The sequence below is a fragment of the Pseudomonas sp. RIT-PI-a genome, from assembly GCF_001187875.1.
Classification (GTDB): Bacteria; Pseudomonadota; Gammaproteobacteria; order Pseudomonadales; family Pseudomonadaceae; genus Aquipseudomonas; species Aquipseudomonas coleopterorum.
On the sequence record NZ_LGIR01000033.1, the window covers coordinates 20,073 to 33,552 of the forward strand.

The window sequence follows — 13,480 nt, forward strand, 5'->3', positions numbered from 1 at the left end:
GTCCTGTCAAACAACTAAATCAAATGGAAGTATGTTCTATGCCGTGTACTACGCTTGAGTCGCTGATCATTGGTAGCCACCGAAGCCCAGACAACATCGCACGCAATGCCGCACGCCATCCGCTTGAAACGCTGGAGTTTTTCGGCCTGCAACCGGACATGACCGTGCTGGAAATACTGCCGGGCAAAGGTTGGTACACAGAGATTCTGGCGCCCTATCTGGCCGAGAATGGCCGGCTGTATGCGGCGCATTTCTCACCCGATGGCGTCGAGTCGTACATGCCCGTCATTCTGGAGATGTTCGAGGATCGGCTGGTCAACGAGCCGGAAACCTTCGGCAAGGTCATCGTTCGGCATATCAACCCGCCAAGGGAGATCAGTGTGGCGCCTGCCGGGAAGGCTGACTTGGCGATGACCTTTCGTAACGTGCACAACTGGATAATAGCGGGCCAAGAGCATGAGTATTTCGCCGCGTTCTTCAAGGCGGTCAAACCCGGGGGCATCTTTGGCGTCGAGGAACACCGGGCTCCAGAACATGCTGACATGCACAGCATGCGCACCACGGGTTATGTGACGCAAGCGTACGTAATCGAGCTGGCAGAGCGCGCCGGTTTCGTTCTCGAGGCCAAGAGCGAGATCAATGCCAATCCCAAGGATACGAAGGATCATCCCAAGGGCATATGGTCCCTCCCGCCGTTGCTCATGTCAGGTGACGTCGAGAAATACCAAGCGATTGGCGAGAGCGATCGAATGACTCTGAGGTTTCGCAAACCGCAGTGAGGATTCGTGCGTTAAACGGGGCCGCAGTCGTAGCGGTCCTGGGTCTGCATTCTTCGCCATGGGAATAACCTGAATCATTTCCCTGGAAACCAAAAACCCCCGAAACGCTAAGCGCTCCGGGGGTTTTTGACGTATCGAATATGGCGGTGAAGAAGGGGTTCGAACCCTTGATACAGTTTCCTGTATACACACTTTCCAGGCGTGCTCCTTCAGCCACTCGGACACTTCACCGTTTCTCGTCAAACCTGTTCGATCTGTCGAGGCGCGCTAATGTATTCGAAAGCGTTCGTGATGGCAAAGCTTTTTTGCAAGTTTTTCATGCGCTTAAGCATAGCGCAGGATTTCTGCAGATGGGTTGACGTGACTGGGCAGTCAGTCACGGCGCTTTACCCAGCCGGCGAGGCTGGGTAACGTCGGCGCCACAACCTCATAAGGAATAACGCATGAACGAGCTGGTCGATTACCGATTCGAGGACGGCATTGCCACCTTGACCCTGAACAACGGCAAGGTGAATGCCATTTCGCCCGAGGTCATTGCAGCGTTCAACGACGCGCTGGACCAGGCCGTGCAGGCGCGCGCGGTGGTGATCATCACCGGCCAGCCCGGCATTCTCTCGGCGGGCTACGACCTCAAGGTCATGACCTCCAGCCCGCAGAATGCGATCAGCCTGGTCACCCAGGGCTCTACCCTCGCCCGCCGACTGTTGAGCCATCCGTTTCCGGTCGTCGTAGCCTGCCCGGGGCACGCGGTGGCCAAAGGTGCGTTCCTGCTGCTGTCGGCCGATTACCGGATCGGCGTCGAAGGGCCTTTCCATATTGGCCTGAACGAGGTGCAGATCGGCATGACCATGCACCATGCCGGCATCGAGCTGGCGCGGGATCGCCTGGGACGTGCGGCTTTCGAGCGCTCGGTGATCGGCGCGGAAATGTTCGACCCGGCCGGAGCATTGCAGGCCGGTTTTCTCGATCAGATCGTCGCGCCCGAGCAGTTGCAGGCAGCTGCGCTGGCCGCCGCGCAGCGGTTGCAGAAGCTGAACATGAAAGCTCACGCCAAGACCAAGCTCAAGGCACGTCGCGCGTTTCTGGAAACCCTCGACGAAGCGATCCTGCTCGATCAGGAGCAAGGCTTCTGACAGCGAGCGGCAAGCCAGACCCGCAATTGCCGATAGGGGTGCACGACCGTACACTGATGTTTTCCATTCAAGGTATTGCGCAGGATGCTCTACGCCGTTCGTCTCGTGTTGTTGGGGCTGCATTTCATTGCAGTGGGTGTGCTGGGATTGTTGCTCGGGCTGTGTCGACCGTTTCATCCCGACAACACGCGGTTGTTTGCCCGGCTCTATTCACTGCCCGCCAGACGGGTGCTGGGTGTAAAGGTCGAGGCGCAAGTGGATTCGCTGAACGCGCAGCCGCCCGGTTTTGTCATGGTTGCCAATCATCAGTCCAACTACGACCTGTTCCTGCTCGGCGGTATCGTGCCGCCGCGCACGGTGGCGGTCGGCAAGAAGAGCCTGGGGCTGATCCCGCTGTTCGGTCAGTTGTTCTGGCTGGGCGGCAACATCCTGGTCGATCGCGAGAACGCCCGAGAGGCCCGCCGCTCGTTGCAGCTCACATCGAAAACCCTGCGTGACCGCAGCACCTCCATCTGGATCTTTCCCGAAGGCACCCGCAACGGCACCGATGAACTGCTGCCGTTCAAGAAAGGCGCCTTTCACATGGCCATCGATGCCGGCGTGCCTATCGTCCCGGTGTGCATCAGCCGCTATCGGCGTACCCTGCGCCTGGGCCGCTGGCGCAGTGGCCAAGTGCGTGTACGGGCGCTGGCGCCCATCGCCACCCAAGGCCTGACGCACAAGGATACCGCCGAGCTGTTGCAACGCTGCCGCGCCCAGATGCAGCAGACGATCGATGAACTGGACCACGAACTGCGCCGCGCCTAGACACTCCTATCCACAGCAGGCCCATACCGGGCCGCCCCGCCAACCGAAGAAGTGAACATCATGGGCCGAGTGGTCGCCGCCGCCGTATACAGCGCGGGCAAGAAGATTACCGATATCAATCTCGACGAAGGCGCGCAGTGGGCACGGCGCCCGGGGCATTTCGTGTGGATCGGCCTGGAGCAGCCCAGCGCCGAGCAGATGAGCCAGTTGCAGAAGCAGTTCGACCTGCACGAACTGGCCATCGAAGACGCCCTGGAGGTGCACAGCCGGCCCAAGCTGGAGACCTTCGGCGATGCGCTGTTCATCGTCACTTACTCGCCTATTCGCCGCGACAACAAGGTGGAGTTCGTCGAGACCCATATCTTCGCCGGGCGTGGCTACATCATCACCTGCCGCAATGGCCATTCGGCGTCCTATGCCTCGGTGCGCAAGCGCTGCGAGGCCCGACCACTGCTGCTGGATCACGGTGAGGATTTCGTTCTTTATGCGCTGCTGGATTTCGTGACCGAAAACTATCAGCCAGTCAGTGAGACCATCCACGCCGAGATCGAAGCACTGGAACGCAGGGTGCTCGGGGGTTCGCTCAATGAGGCCGACATCCAGCACCTGCACGGGCTGCGCCGCGAGCTGCTGCGCATGCGGCGCTACGTGGCGCCCATGGTCGAGATCAGCGAGGAGCTGCAACGGCTGGACTTCCCGTTCATCGACAAGAACATGCGACCCTACTTCCGCGACGTGCAGATCCACGTGACCCGGCAGATGGAAGACTTGGGCACCATGAGCGACATCGCCACGCAGACCATCGAGATCGGCCTGCTGCTGGAGTCGTCACGACAAAGCATCACCCAGCGCAAGTTCGCCGCCTGGGCTGCGATACTGGCCTTCCCCACGGCCATTGCCGGCATCTACGGGATGAACTTCGAAAACATGCCCGAGCTGAGTTGGCACTACGGTTACTACATCGTGCTGGGCGTGATCGTGTCCGGCTGCAGCGGTTTGTTCGTCGGCTTCAAGCGCGCCGGCTGGCTGTAGCCAGGCGCGCAGAGCCCTCACCGCAGCCCGTTGCCCTTCACTGGGCGGGCTGGGTACCCTGCGCCACGAAACGCATCATCCACTCCGCCACGGTGATGCCGTGGTGATCGCGGTCGAGGCTGGCAATCGCCTGCTGATACACCGGCTCGCCCAGGTGCTGCTGACGAATGTCGAGCAGCGCGCGGGAGTAGTCGTGGATGAACTCCGGATGACCCTGGAAGCACAGCACCTGATCACCGATCTGGTAGGCCGCGAACGGGCAGAATTCGCTCGACGCCACCACCGAGGCGTCCTTGGGCAACGAAGTCACCTGATCCTGATGGCTGATGAGCAAGGTCAGGGTCTCGATTTCCGGAGTCATCCAGGGCGCGCGATTGGCCAGGCTGTACTCGTGGGTTCCCACGCCCCAGCCTTGGGTGGCGCGCTCGGCCTTGCCGCCCAGCAGCAGCGCCAGCAACTGATGACCGAAGCAGATGCCCAGCAGCTTGTCGCCACGCTGGTAGCGCTCCAACAAGAACGTCTTCAGCGTCTCAATCCATGGGTCGGTGGCAAACGAGTCCGCTTTGCTGCCCGTCACCAGATACGCGTCGTACTGGGCATCGGCGGGCGGATACTCGCCATTCATCACGTTGAACACAGTGAACCGGGCGGGAATGGGTTGGCTGGCAAACAGCCTTTCGAACATTCGTCCATAGCCATGGTATTGCTCGACCAGTTCGGGCCGCAGGACGTCGGTTTCCAGAATGCAGATGTTGAGGGTCATAGGTCACTCGAAGAAGAGGGAACGCAGGTGACAAGCCTGCCCGTTAATCGATTCCGCTGGCAAGTGAAGCCGCTTCGAATTTAGCCGATGAACGGTAGATTGCCTCTGCACACGGGCATTCCCGATCTCGGCTGTCTAGCCCGGCATGTTCGAATTTAGCAGAAGAGTTCCTTAGTCGAACTCGATTCGAAAAACCCGCCCAATTGCAGCAAAGCGTTCTAAGCCGCGCCAATCAAGGGTTCTAAGGTAAAAGCATGACTATTGATGCCGCCGATTGGGTGCATCGAGTCGTGGGGGTGCACCTTTTCGCCAAGCTCAACCCAGGTTGTGGCACGCGTTGGCGCCAGGAAGAACATAACTCATAGGCAGTCTGCCATGTTCAAACATCCGAAAATCCGTCAGGCCGGACTCATCGTGTTCACCATGACCCTGGTACTGATCCTGCCCAATCTGGGCAGGTTGTTCAGTTGAACGCTGGGAGCCAGGCATGAAACCGTCTTCGAGCCCGCAGCCCAGCGATGGCGTCGATTGAACGCCTAGCCTTGGGTCTGGCTCTGCGATTGGGGCTGACCGGCCACGCTGACGACGGGCGCGCTCGGGGCGACCAGCACCTTGGCGTGCATCTGCTCGAAACCGCCACCGCGACGCATCCCGCGCACCGGGCAGGCATCCAGATAGTCCAGGCCAACCGCCAGCTTCAGGTGACGTTCGGGACGCGCGAGTTGGTTGGTCACGTCGAAGCTGTACCAGGCGTCGTCCAGCCAGGCTTCGGCCCAGGCGTGGCTGGCCATGTGCTCGGTGTCCTCGGTGAACAGATAGCCCGACACATAGCGCGCCGGGATGCCGAGGCTACGAGCGCAGGCAAGAAACGCGTGGGTGTGGTCCTGGCAGACTCCGGCACCGCTGGCAAAGGCCTGAGCGGCACTAGTGTCCACGGCCGTTGCGCCGCTGGTGTAGGCGATGCGCTGGTGCAGGCCTTGCATCAGGTCGATCAGGCCATTGCGATCGCGCCGAGTGGGGCACTGCTGGGCGGCGAAGGCACGCAGGGCATCGTCGGCGTCGGTCAGTCGAGTGAAGCGCAGGAACGGCAGAGGTGATTGGGTTTCGTGTTCGGCTTCACGGGTCTCATCGATTTCGACCTGGCCGCGCGCGCCGATGATGATCGCATCATGGGGATCGTCCAGGGTCAGCACGTGCAGGATGTTACCGAACGGATCGAGCTGGGCCCGCACGGGGCGCGGCAGGTCCAGTTGCCAGCTCAGGATGCGCTGGCGCTCGCTGTCGTGAGGTGTCAGCCGCAGGTACTGGATGCTGGCCCGCACCTCATCATCGTAGTGATAGGCGGTTTCGTGACTGATGTTGAGCCTCATACAGCCTCCAGATAGGAACTGTGAATCGCGTTGCCCAGCTGGCGCACCAGTGGGATCTGTTCGTTCAACCACTCATGCAGGCCCTCGTCGAGGATCTCGCCGATGCCGGTGTAGCGCAGACGCGCGTCCAGCTCGGCCGCCAGACGCTGGGCCGGGCGGCCGTTGGCACCGGGCAAGTCGGCGAGGATCTGGTTGATCTCCTCGGTACAGGCGCGCAACGAGCGCGGCACGTCGGCACGCAGCAGCAACAGCTCCGCCACCGGCTTGGCCGCCGGGGCGTCGCGGTAGATCTCGGTGTAGGCTTCGAAACTCGACAACGCACGCAACAGCGCGCTCCACTGGTAGTAGCCCCGTGCCGAGCTGTCGTCGACCGAGTAGGCTTCATCGCCGAGCATTTCGTAACGTGCATCGAGCAGACGCAGAGTGTTGTCGGCGCGCTCGATGAAGGTACCCAGGCGGATGAAGCGGAAGGCGTCATTGCGCATCAGGGTGCCATAGGTCGCTCCGCGAAACAGGTGGGCGCGCTCCTTGACCCAGTCGCAGAAACGGCTCATGCCGTAGCGACCCACGCCCTGCTCGGCAATGCCACGGATCTCCAGCCACGTGGAGTTGATGTTCTCCCACATGTCGGCGGTGATGCGTCCGCGCACCGCATGGGCGCTGGCACGCGCCGCCCCCAGGCAGCTGTAGATGCTGGCCGGGTTGGCCGGATCCAACGCGAAGAAATGCAGCAGGCGCTCGGCGTGCAGCTTGCCATGGCGTGCCAGATAGTCTTCCAGGGTGCCGGTGATCAACAGCGGCATGGCGATTTCATCCAGGCCGTCACCCCGGCCGTCCTGGGGCATCAGCGACAGCGAATAGCTGACATCGAGCATGCGCGCCAAGTTTTCGACGCGCTCCAGATAGCGCGACATCCAATACAGATCAGAGGCAGTTCTACTTAGCATTGGCAGGCATCCTTAATCCTCGACCACCCAGGTGTCTTTGGTCCCGCCGCCCTGCGACGAATTCACCACCAGCGAGCCTTCACGCAAGGCCACGCGGGTCAGGCCGCCGGGCACCACGCGGGTTTCGCGGCCGGCGAGGACGAAGGGGCGAAGATCGATATGGCGTGGCGCTATGCCGTTCTCGACAAACGTCGGGCAGGTCGACAACGACAACGTGGGTTGGGCGATGTAGGCATGGGGCCGGGCCTTGATGCGCGCCCGGAAGGTTTCGATTTCCGCGGCACTCGCACACGGGCCTACCAACATGCCATAACCACCCGAACCCTGGGTTTCCTTGACCACCAGATCCGGCAGGTTGGCCAGCACGTGGGAAAGCTCCGAGGGCTTGCGGCACTGCCAGGTCGGCACGTTCTTGAGGATTGGTTCTTCATCGAGGTAGAAGCGGATCATGTCGGTCACGAAGGGGTAGACCGACTTGTCGTCGGCCACGCCGGTGCCGATGGCATTGGCCAGCACTACGTTGCCGGAGCGATACGCAGCCAGCAGGCCAGGCACGCCCAGCATGGAATCGGGGTTGAAGGCCAAGGGGTCGAGGAAGGCGTCGTCCAGGCGACGGTAGATCACGTCCACCGGCTTGGGTCCGTCGGTGGTGCGCATGAACACCTTGTCGTCACGCACGAACAGGTCGGCCCCTTCCACCAGTTCCACACCCATCTCGCGCGCCAGGAAGGCGTGCTCGAAGAATGCACTGTTGAAGCGACCCGGCGTCAACACGACCACGCTGGGGTTGTCGATGGCGCTGGAGCTTTTCAGGGTGTCGAGCAGCAGATTGGGGTAGTGATCAACAGGTGCGATGCGCTGCGCCGCGAACAGCTCGGGGAACAGGCGCATCATCATCTTGCGGTCTTCGAGCATGTAGCTCACACCGCTGGGCGTGCGCAGGTTGTCTTCGAGTACGTAATAGGTGCCATCACCATCGCGCACCAGGTCGACCCCGGAAATGTGCGAGTAGATGTCGCGGTGCAAGTCCAGGCCTTGCATCGCCAACTGATACTGCTCGTTGGCCAGTACCTGCTCGGCAGGAATGATGCCGGCCTTGATGATGCGCTGGTCGTGGTACAGGTCCGCCAGAAACATGTTCAGCGCCTTGACGCGCTGAATGCAGCCGCGCTCAACGATCCGCCATTCGCTGGCAGGAATGCTGCGCGGAATGGTGTCGAAAGGAATCAGCCGCTCAGTGCCCTGCTCGTCGCCGTACAGGGTGAAGGTGATACCGGCGCGATGAAACAACAAATCGGCCTCGCGTCGACGCTGGGCAAGCAATTCCTGCGGCGTCTCGGCCAACCAACGGGCGAACTCCCGGTAATGCGGGCGAACCTGGCCGTCGGCATCGTACATCTCATCATAATAGGTGCGGCTCATGCCGTACTCCTTGTCACCCGGACCCAAGAGCCTTCGCAAGGCCCGTGCCATCGGCATATGTGCCATTAAATCAAGTGCTTGGGATCCCTGATCGAGAACCGTGCACCGTTCTTGTGCGGCAATGTCCGAACGCCGATGACATACGCTTCATTGCGAAGCGGATTGTTCAAGCGGCTTGACTCTATGACCAGCATAGACAGAGTTGAATTCAATAGCTTGCGGCGTTAGCTGATAATTATTTCATCGAAACCGGCAAAAGCTTGGCGCTGCTGGAATCCATCGAATTCCCATTCGCCGCTCCCTTGAGAGCGGCTTTTTTTTGCCTGTCATTCGCTGGAACGAGTGAACCACCGCACCGCCGTGGTTCACTCCGGCTCAGGCCTGAGGACGCCTGACTTCGTGCTTGACGCCCCAGCCTTCGATCTCACCGCCCAGGGGTTCGACCACGGCTTCGAAATCCTGCTCGAATTCACCGATGCCACCGTGGGTGGCGTACATCAGTTTGCTCAATTCCAGATGCCAGGCACCGTCGTCGCGCTCACTGATCTGGGCGTTGAGCGACTCGCCGCGAAACTTGCCGGCAGCCGTGCGCGCCCGGTCTTCATCGGGAAAGACCGCATAGAACTCGATGGGATGGATGCGGGCGAAATCGAAGCCGCCCTCTTTCATGCGGCGTAATACATTGCTGCTGATGTCTTCTTGATAGGTTGTGCTCATGAATCGTCTCCCTCAGCAATAACGACGGATAGACTTTCAGTACTTCCAGAACCTCCTCGGGACAAGGAATGGGTGCGGTGCAGCGTCAGTGACGCAGCGCCTGGAATCGAGCGTGTTGCAAGAAGCGGGATATAAAGGCGAGCAGCGAGATCCGCGAGGACCTCGAGCGCAGAGTAACGCGAAGGCCGGGCCTGTGCCAATGGCCCGGATCACTCGCAGTTCACACGACTTCAGTGATGGCGGTGATTTCCACGCTGTGCTGGGACTTGAGCGTCTTGGCGACCGGCGAGGCTACGGTATCGGGAAGGTTGACTTCATCCAGTTCGGCTGCGACCGGGTACAGCCTGGAGCGCACGAGGGTCGCCGCCTCTTCGATCGACGGACAGGTGTCAGCATTGATCGCCATGCTGTCCAGTACGCCATCCTTGTTGAAGAAGCTGATTTTCCACTCTTTCATTGTTGTACATCTCCTCGACGCAATTCAGGCAGGAAGCTGCTGGATAGGCTCACTCAACGTTGACTCGCAACGCCCGGCATTCGTTCCGGACGGCAGATTGCCGGAGGTGTGCCGGAACGGGCTCGATCACCCCATGAAAAAAGGCCCCGAAGGGCCTTTTCACAGAGCGTCAGGGACTTACTCCTGCTTGCTCTCCACGGCACCTGCGGTGTTATCGAGCAGGCTCTTGGTCGCAGTCTGGATGAACGAGTCCAGCTTGGCCCGCAACTGCGGCACATCGGCGGCGTTGGCGTCGGTATCGGGGATCAACTGGGCGCCGAACTCGCGGCCCAGCTGGTAGCGATACAGGCGTGTGTCCATGTCGCGCGGCTCGACCAGAATACGGTCACCCTTGACGATGGCCACGGTTTGCTCGCTGCCCGAAGGCTTGATCACGGCGAAGCCAGGATCGCCTGCCGGCAGGTTGAGCAGGTCACGCCCCCAGCACTGGTGCTGGCTGGCGCCGCCCAGGCGACCCATGATGGTCGGTACCACGTCGGGTTGCGAGCCGACGGTGTGGTTGACCTTGCCGAACTTCTCCTGGATGCCGGGGCCGATGAGCAGCAACGGAATGTTGAAGCGCCCCAGGTCCATCTCGGTGATCTGCTGCTCGTTGCCGAAGCCATGGTCGCCCAGCACGATGAACAGGGTTTCCTTGAAGTATGGCTCCTTGCGGGCCTTCTCGAAGAACTGGCCCAGGGCCCAGTCCGAGTAGCGCATGGCGGTCAGGTGCAGGTCCAGGCTGCCACGACCGGTGACCTTGTCCACCGGCAGTTCGGCCGGCAAGGCATAGGGCACATGGTTGGACAGCGTTTGCAGCAACGCATAGAACGGCTTGCCGGCAGCGCCGCGCTTGGCCAGTTCTTCGTTGCCACGGTTGAACATGTCCTGGTCGGACACGCCCCAGGTCGGATCGGAGAACACCGGGTTGACGTAATCGTTGCGGCCGATGAACGTGGTCATGCCCTGGTTGCTGAAGAAACCGGACTGGTTGTCCCAGGCGAAGTCGCCGTTGTAGACATAGACGTCGTCGTAGCCACGCGCGGCGCTGAGCATCTCCGGCAGGCCCGACAGCTTGTGGCTGCCCTCCGGGGTCTGCATCAGGTATTCGAAGCCTGGCAGGTTGGGGAAGCAACCCATGGTCGCAAACATGCCCTGGTGGGTATGGGTGCCGCTGGAGAAGAAGTGGTCGAACAACAGACCTTCCTGGGCCAGCTTGTCGAAGTAAGGCGTGATGTTGCCTTCGGCGCCCAGCGCGCCCACCGAATGACCGGCGAAGCTTTCCATCAGGATCACCACGACGTTCTTGATCGGCAGCGTGTTGGCCTGAGGCGGCTGGAAGTTGCGACGCACGGCGGCAGTGTCGTCGTCCACCAAGGTGTCATGGGGTGTGAGCAGCATGTCACGCACGGTGCTCTGCGCCTGATCCTGCGGCAGGGTCGCTTTCCAGATGTTGTCGCGGTCCTCGGACATGCGGCTTTTCGCGGCAGCGATCAGCGTCAGCGAACCGTTGAGGCCCAGCTGGTTGGCGAAGTTCGAATCGGTGGTGTAGGCATCACCCCAGCGCAGCGGCGGCCCCTGGCGCAAGGTGCCGCGCGCGGCAACCACGGCGATCAGCAGGATCACCACGAACACGCCCACTCGTGCGTACCACGGTGCAACCGAACGGCCGACATTGGCGGGCGCCGCGACCCGCGGACGGGTCAGGCGATCGAAGCCCTTGAACACCAGGCTCAGCAGCCAGGTGACGAAGGCCCAGGCCAGCAGGTAGCGCACCACCGGATAGCCGTACCAGATCATGCTCAGCACGGTCTTGGGGTCTTCCTTCACGTACTGGAACACCAGGCCGTTGAGGCGCTGGTGAAACTCGCGGTAGAAGTCCATTTCCATCAGGCCGCACAGCAGCACCACGCTGGACGCGATGGTCAGCCATGCCCGGAACAGCCCGCGCCAGCGCATGGCGCGGGCGCTGAGCACGGCCAGCAGCAGAGGAATCAGCAGGTACACCACCAGGCGCAGGTCGAAGCGCAAGCCATTGAAGAAGGCTTCGACGAAGGTGCTGGTTGGGGTATCTCCGATCATCTCGCGGTTGTACATCAGCAATGCCAGGCGCAATCCGCTGAGCATCAGCATGATCGCCAGGCCGCTGAGCAGCGTATAAGCCAGGTGCGATTTGACGGTCGGTTGCAGTTTGCCGCGCGCGGCCTGCTTTTGACTCAAGGCGTCCGGAGTAGCCATGTGTAGGAAAGGTCCGTTGAGGTCTATTGTTGGGATCTGTTGGAAGTGCGTAGGGTAAATCTGGGCGCGGATTGTCCGTGAAGACAGGTGAAAATTCCGTTCAGATGCTACGCATCGGCCGCGAAACGGCGGTCGGGCCGAGGATGATACGTCGCCGGGGCAGGCAGGTCGAACCCGTTGCAGGTTCGACCTGTTTGATTCAGACCCGCACGTTGCCGCGTGGACCGGCGATGGCCCAGATGATCAGGCCCAGTACCGGCAGCAGGATGATCAGCAGTACCCACAGGACCTTGGCCCCGGTCGAGGCACCACTCTTGATGACGTTGATGACCGCCCAGATGTCCAGCGCGAGGATGATCAGGCCGATCAGGCTATTGAAAGTGGAACCCATGTGATACTCCTTGTGGATGGCATGCATCAACTAGGATAGCGGCGTGTCGCAGGGGTTCCGTGGTCGCCGTGCGAAAGGTGAAGGCTGCGTTCAGACGTGCACTGCCACGCGCAACGCTTCCAGGGCGGGCACGGCCCTGATGTGCAACTCGGCCCCCAGTGCCGCGACCCGATCGGCATCCTTGCCGTACACCAGCACCATCTGCAATTCATCATCCAGTGGCTGGCTGAAATCGAACAGCACGTACCCTCCCCGATCCTTGCTCATGGCAGCCAGTTGCACCTGGATACGATTGAGTGCGGTCAACGCGTCGATCTTGTTCAGCTGCTTGGGCTTGATGTTGAACGTGACGTCGGGCCCGAACGAATCGATGATCTGCTGCAGCAGCTCGGAGTAGGTATCGGCCTGGAAGATCACCGTGTCGGGCAGGCTGCCCACCACGACCCATTCGCCCAGGGGAATCGGAAAGCTGTCGTCGTAATTGATGTCGGGATTGGCAGTGAGGAACGCCTGGGGGTCGGCGTAGGCCTGGGCGGCCTCATCGGCGATGCGACCGATGTCGTCATCGCGCATGCAGCCGGAACTGATTTTGCCGATGAGTTCGACAAGTGACTGTTTCATGAGGCAACCCCTGCGACGCTGGAAAAATGGCCGCAAGGATAGCCGCAAATCAGCCAGACGGGTATCAGGCGGCCAGCTTCTCCAGCTGTTCGATGGTCAGCTTGGCACCCATGGCACGTGCGGCGCCCAATGCATTGATGCCCTGAGCATCCACCGCAGCCGGGTTGGCCCCTTGCGCCAAGAGGTACTCGACCATTTCCGTGCGGTTGAACATGGCCGCCATCATCAGCGCCGTGCGTCCATCAGCCGAAGCGCCATCGACGGGGGCGCCTTCCTCTATCAGCAACTGCACGATCGGCAGATTACCCTTGAAGGCGGCACCGGCCATGGGCAACTGGTTCTTGTCATTGGCAATCAACGGATCCGCCTTGTACCTGAGCAACACCCGTGTGGCATCGAGGTGACCATGATAGGTCGCCAGCATCAACAAGGTATCGCCGTTGTGGTTGCGCAGATTGGGCGGAAGGCCTTTTTCCAGCAGACGCTCGAGCATCTGCGCGTCACCGTTGCGGGCAACATCGAACACCTGTTCGGCGAACTCGGCGGCTTCTTCATCGTTCATTTGGCGAGCTTCGGGCTGGGTCATGGAAACCTCCTGGCAATGGATCACGGTAGACAGTGTTCCCGCTTGGGTTCAAGCCTGCAACAGAGCCTGGCTATCACCCGCGAATCGGGAATTTATTGGCGATTTGTGGTCATAGACAGTAGCGCCATGGGAAAAAATCCATTGCGCGCGCCTCACTCCCTCGCAACGACTCATCGCT

General features: G+C 60.9%; 14 protein-coding genes and 1 tRNA gene. 4 read left to right on the top strand and 11 right to left on the bottom strand.

Annotation, left to right across the window (positions count from 1 at the left end; translation table 11 throughout):
• Nucleotides 1–23 precede the first annotated feature (23 nt).
• On the top strand, nucleotides 24–779 hold the full coding sequence (locus tag AC788_RS19005; protein ID WP_049862115.1) for a class I SAM-dependent methyltransferase: 756 nt from the start codon (nucleotides 24–26) through the stop codon (nucleotides 777–779).
• A 141-nt stretch (nucleotides 780–920) separates the two neighbouring features.
• Here AC788_RS19005 and AC788_RS19010 read toward each other — a convergent pair.
• Nucleotides 921–1,010 (bottom strand) — tRNA-Ser (locus AC788_RS19010).
• Nucleotides 1,011–1,222: 212 nt separating this feature from the next.
• On the opposite strand from AC788_RS19010, the gene AC788_RS19015 reads away from it, so the two are divergent.
• The 3 genes from AC788_RS19015 (at nucleotide 1,223) to AC788_RS19025 (ending at nucleotide 3,751) form a co-directional block, all read left to right on the top strand.
• Nucleotides 1,223–1,912 (top strand): crotonase/enoyl-CoA hydratase family protein, encoded by a 690-nt coding sequence (locus AC788_RS19015; protein WP_049862116.1) that lies wholly within the window; start codon nucleotides 1,223–1,225, stop codon nucleotides 1,910–1,912.
• 84 nt (nucleotides 1,913–1,996) lie between these two features.
• Nucleotides 1,997–2,719: a lysophospholipid acyltransferase family protein gene (locus tag AC788_RS19020; protein ID WP_049862117.1), complete on the top strand. Its 723-nt coding sequence runs from the start codon at nucleotides 1,997–1,999 to the stop codon at nucleotides 2,717–2,719.
• Between the two features lie 60 nt (nucleotides 2,720–2,779).
• A complete protein-coding gene (locus AC788_RS19025) occupies nucleotides 2,780–3,751 on the top strand; it encodes a magnesium and cobalt transport protein CorA (RefSeq protein ID WP_049862118.1) in 972 nt (323 codons plus the stop codon).
• Nucleotides 3,752–3,788: 37 nt separating this feature from the next.
• On the opposite strand, the gene AC788_RS19030 is transcribed toward AC788_RS19025, so the two are convergent.
• From AC788_RS19030 to AC788_RS19075, 10 genes are all read right to left on the bottom strand, one after another.
• On the bottom strand, nucleotides 3,789–4,514 hold the full coding sequence (locus AC788_RS19030) for an amidotransferase (RefSeq protein WP_049862119.1): 726 nt from the start codon (nucleotides 4,512–4,514) through the stop codon (nucleotides 3,789–3,791).
• Between the two features lie 536 nt (nucleotides 4,515–5,050).
• Nucleotides 5,051–5,884, bottom strand: coding sequence for a transglutaminase family protein (locus AC788_RS19035; RefSeq protein ID WP_049862120.1), 834 nt, complete (start codon nucleotides 5,882–5,884; stop codon nucleotides 5,051–5,053).
• The gene (locus AC788_RS19040) at nucleotides 5,881–6,831 is read right to left on the bottom strand and encodes an alpha-E domain-containing protein (protein WP_049862121.1); all 951 of its coding nucleotides are present in this window, start codon (nucleotides 6,829–6,831) and stop codon (nucleotides 5,881–5,883) included. Before AC788_RS19040 ends, AC788_RS19035 begins: the two co-directional genes overlap by 4 nt.
• Before the next feature lie 12 nt (nucleotides 6,832–6,843).
• Nucleotides 6,844–8,253 carry a circularly permuted type 2 ATP-grasp protein gene (locus AC788_RS19045; protein ID WP_049862122.1) on the bottom strand — a complete coding sequence of 470 codons (1,410 nt, stop codon included), beginning with the start codon at nucleotides 8,251–8,253 and terminating at the stop codon, nucleotides 6,844–6,846.
• A 375-nt stretch (nucleotides 8,254–8,628) separates the two neighbouring features.
• Nucleotides 8,629–8,970: a ribonuclease E inhibitor RraB gene (locus AC788_RS19050; RefSeq protein WP_049862123.1), complete on the bottom strand. Its 342-nt coding sequence runs from the start codon at nucleotides 8,968–8,970 to the stop codon at nucleotides 8,629–8,631.
• 220 nt (nucleotides 8,971–9,190) lie between these two features.
• The gene (locus AC788_RS19055; protein ID WP_049862124.1) at nucleotides 9,191–9,427 is read right to left on the bottom strand and encodes a hypothetical protein; all 237 of its coding nucleotides are present in this window, start codon (nucleotides 9,425–9,427) and stop codon (nucleotides 9,191–9,193) included.
• A gap of 177 nt (nucleotides 9,428–9,604) precedes the next feature.
• Entirely contained in the window at nucleotides 9,605–11,704 is a 2,100-nt protein-coding gene (locus AC788_RS19060) for an LTA synthase family protein (RefSeq protein ID WP_049862125.1), read from the bottom strand.
• 199 nt (nucleotides 11,705–11,903) lie between these two features.
• Complete coding sequence (locus AC788_RS19065; protein WP_043185491.1) at nucleotides 11,904–12,095, bottom strand: PLDc N-terminal domain-containing protein; 192 nt, start codon at nucleotides 12,093–12,095, stop codon at nucleotides 11,904–11,906.
• 90 nt (nucleotides 12,096–12,185) lie between these two features.
• Nucleotides 12,186–12,716 (bottom strand): hypothetical protein, encoded by a 531-nt coding sequence (locus tag AC788_RS19070; RefSeq protein ID WP_049862126.1) that lies wholly within the window; start codon nucleotides 12,714–12,716, stop codon nucleotides 12,186–12,188.
• A 64-nt stretch (nucleotides 12,717–12,780) separates the two neighbouring features.
• Nucleotides 12,781–13,302 (bottom strand): ankyrin repeat domain-containing protein, encoded by a 522-nt coding sequence (locus AC788_RS19075; RefSeq protein ID WP_049862127.1) that lies wholly within the window; start codon nucleotides 13,300–13,302, stop codon nucleotides 12,781–12,783.
• Nucleotides 13,303–13,480 lie beyond the last annotated feature (178 nt).

What these genes read in the sequence shown, in the direction of transcription:
- AC788_RS19005 (WP_049862115.1), top strand. Translation starts at nt 24, where the DNA reads ATGGAAGTATGTTCTATGCCGTGTACTACGCTTGAGTCGCTGATCATT.
- AC788_RS19015 (WP_049862116.1), top strand. Translation starts at nt 1,223, where the DNA reads ATGAACGAGCTGGTCGATTACCGATTCGAGGACGGCATTGCCACCTTG.
- AC788_RS19020 (WP_049862117.1), top strand. Translation starts at nt 1,997, where the DNA reads ATGCTCTACGCCGTTCGTCTCGTGTTGTTGGGGCTGCATTTCATTGCA.
- AC788_RS19025 (WP_049862118.1), top strand. Translation starts at nt 2,780, where the DNA reads ATGGGCCGAGTGGTCGCCGCCGCCGTATACAGCGCGGGCAAGAAGATT.
- AC788_RS19030 (WP_049862119.1), bottom strand. Translation starts at nt 4,514, where the DNA reads ATGACCCTCAACATCTGCATTCTGGAAACCGACGTCCTGCGGCCCGAA.
- AC788_RS19035 (WP_049862120.1), bottom strand. Translation starts at nt 5,884, where the DNA reads ATGAGGCTCAACATCAGTCACGAAACCGCCTATCACTACGATGATGAG.
- AC788_RS19040 (WP_049862121.1), bottom strand. Translation starts at nt 6,831, where the DNA reads ATGCTAAGTAGAACTGCCTCTGATCTGTATTGGATGTCGCGCTATCTG.
- AC788_RS19045 (WP_049862122.1), bottom strand. Translation starts at nt 8,253, where the DNA reads ATGAGCCGCACCTATTATGATGAGATGTACGATGCCGACGGCCAGGTT.
- AC788_RS19050 (WP_049862123.1), bottom strand. Translation starts at nt 8,970, where the DNA reads ATGAGCACAACCTATCAAGAAGACATCAGCAGCAATGTATTACGCCGC.
- AC788_RS19055 (WP_049862124.1), bottom strand. Translation starts at nt 9,427, where the DNA reads ATGAAAGAGTGGAAAATCAGCTTCTTCAACAAGGATGGCGTACTGGAC.
- AC788_RS19060 (WP_049862125.1), bottom strand. Translation starts at nt 11,704, where the DNA reads ATGGCTACTCCGGACGCCTTGAGTCAAAAGCAGGCCGCGCGCGGCAAA.
- AC788_RS19065 (WP_043185491.1), bottom strand. Translation starts at nt 12,095, where the DNA reads ATGGGTTCCACTTTCAATAGCCTGATCGGCCTGATCATCCTCGCGCTG.
- AC788_RS19070 (WP_049862126.1), bottom strand. Translation starts at nt 12,716, where the DNA reads ATGAAACAGTCACTTGTCGAACTCATCGGCAAAATCAGTTCCGGCTGC.
- AC788_RS19075 (WP_049862127.1), bottom strand. Translation starts at nt 13,302, where the DNA reads ATGACCCAGCCCGAAGCTCGCCAAATGAACGATGAAGAAGCCGCCGAG.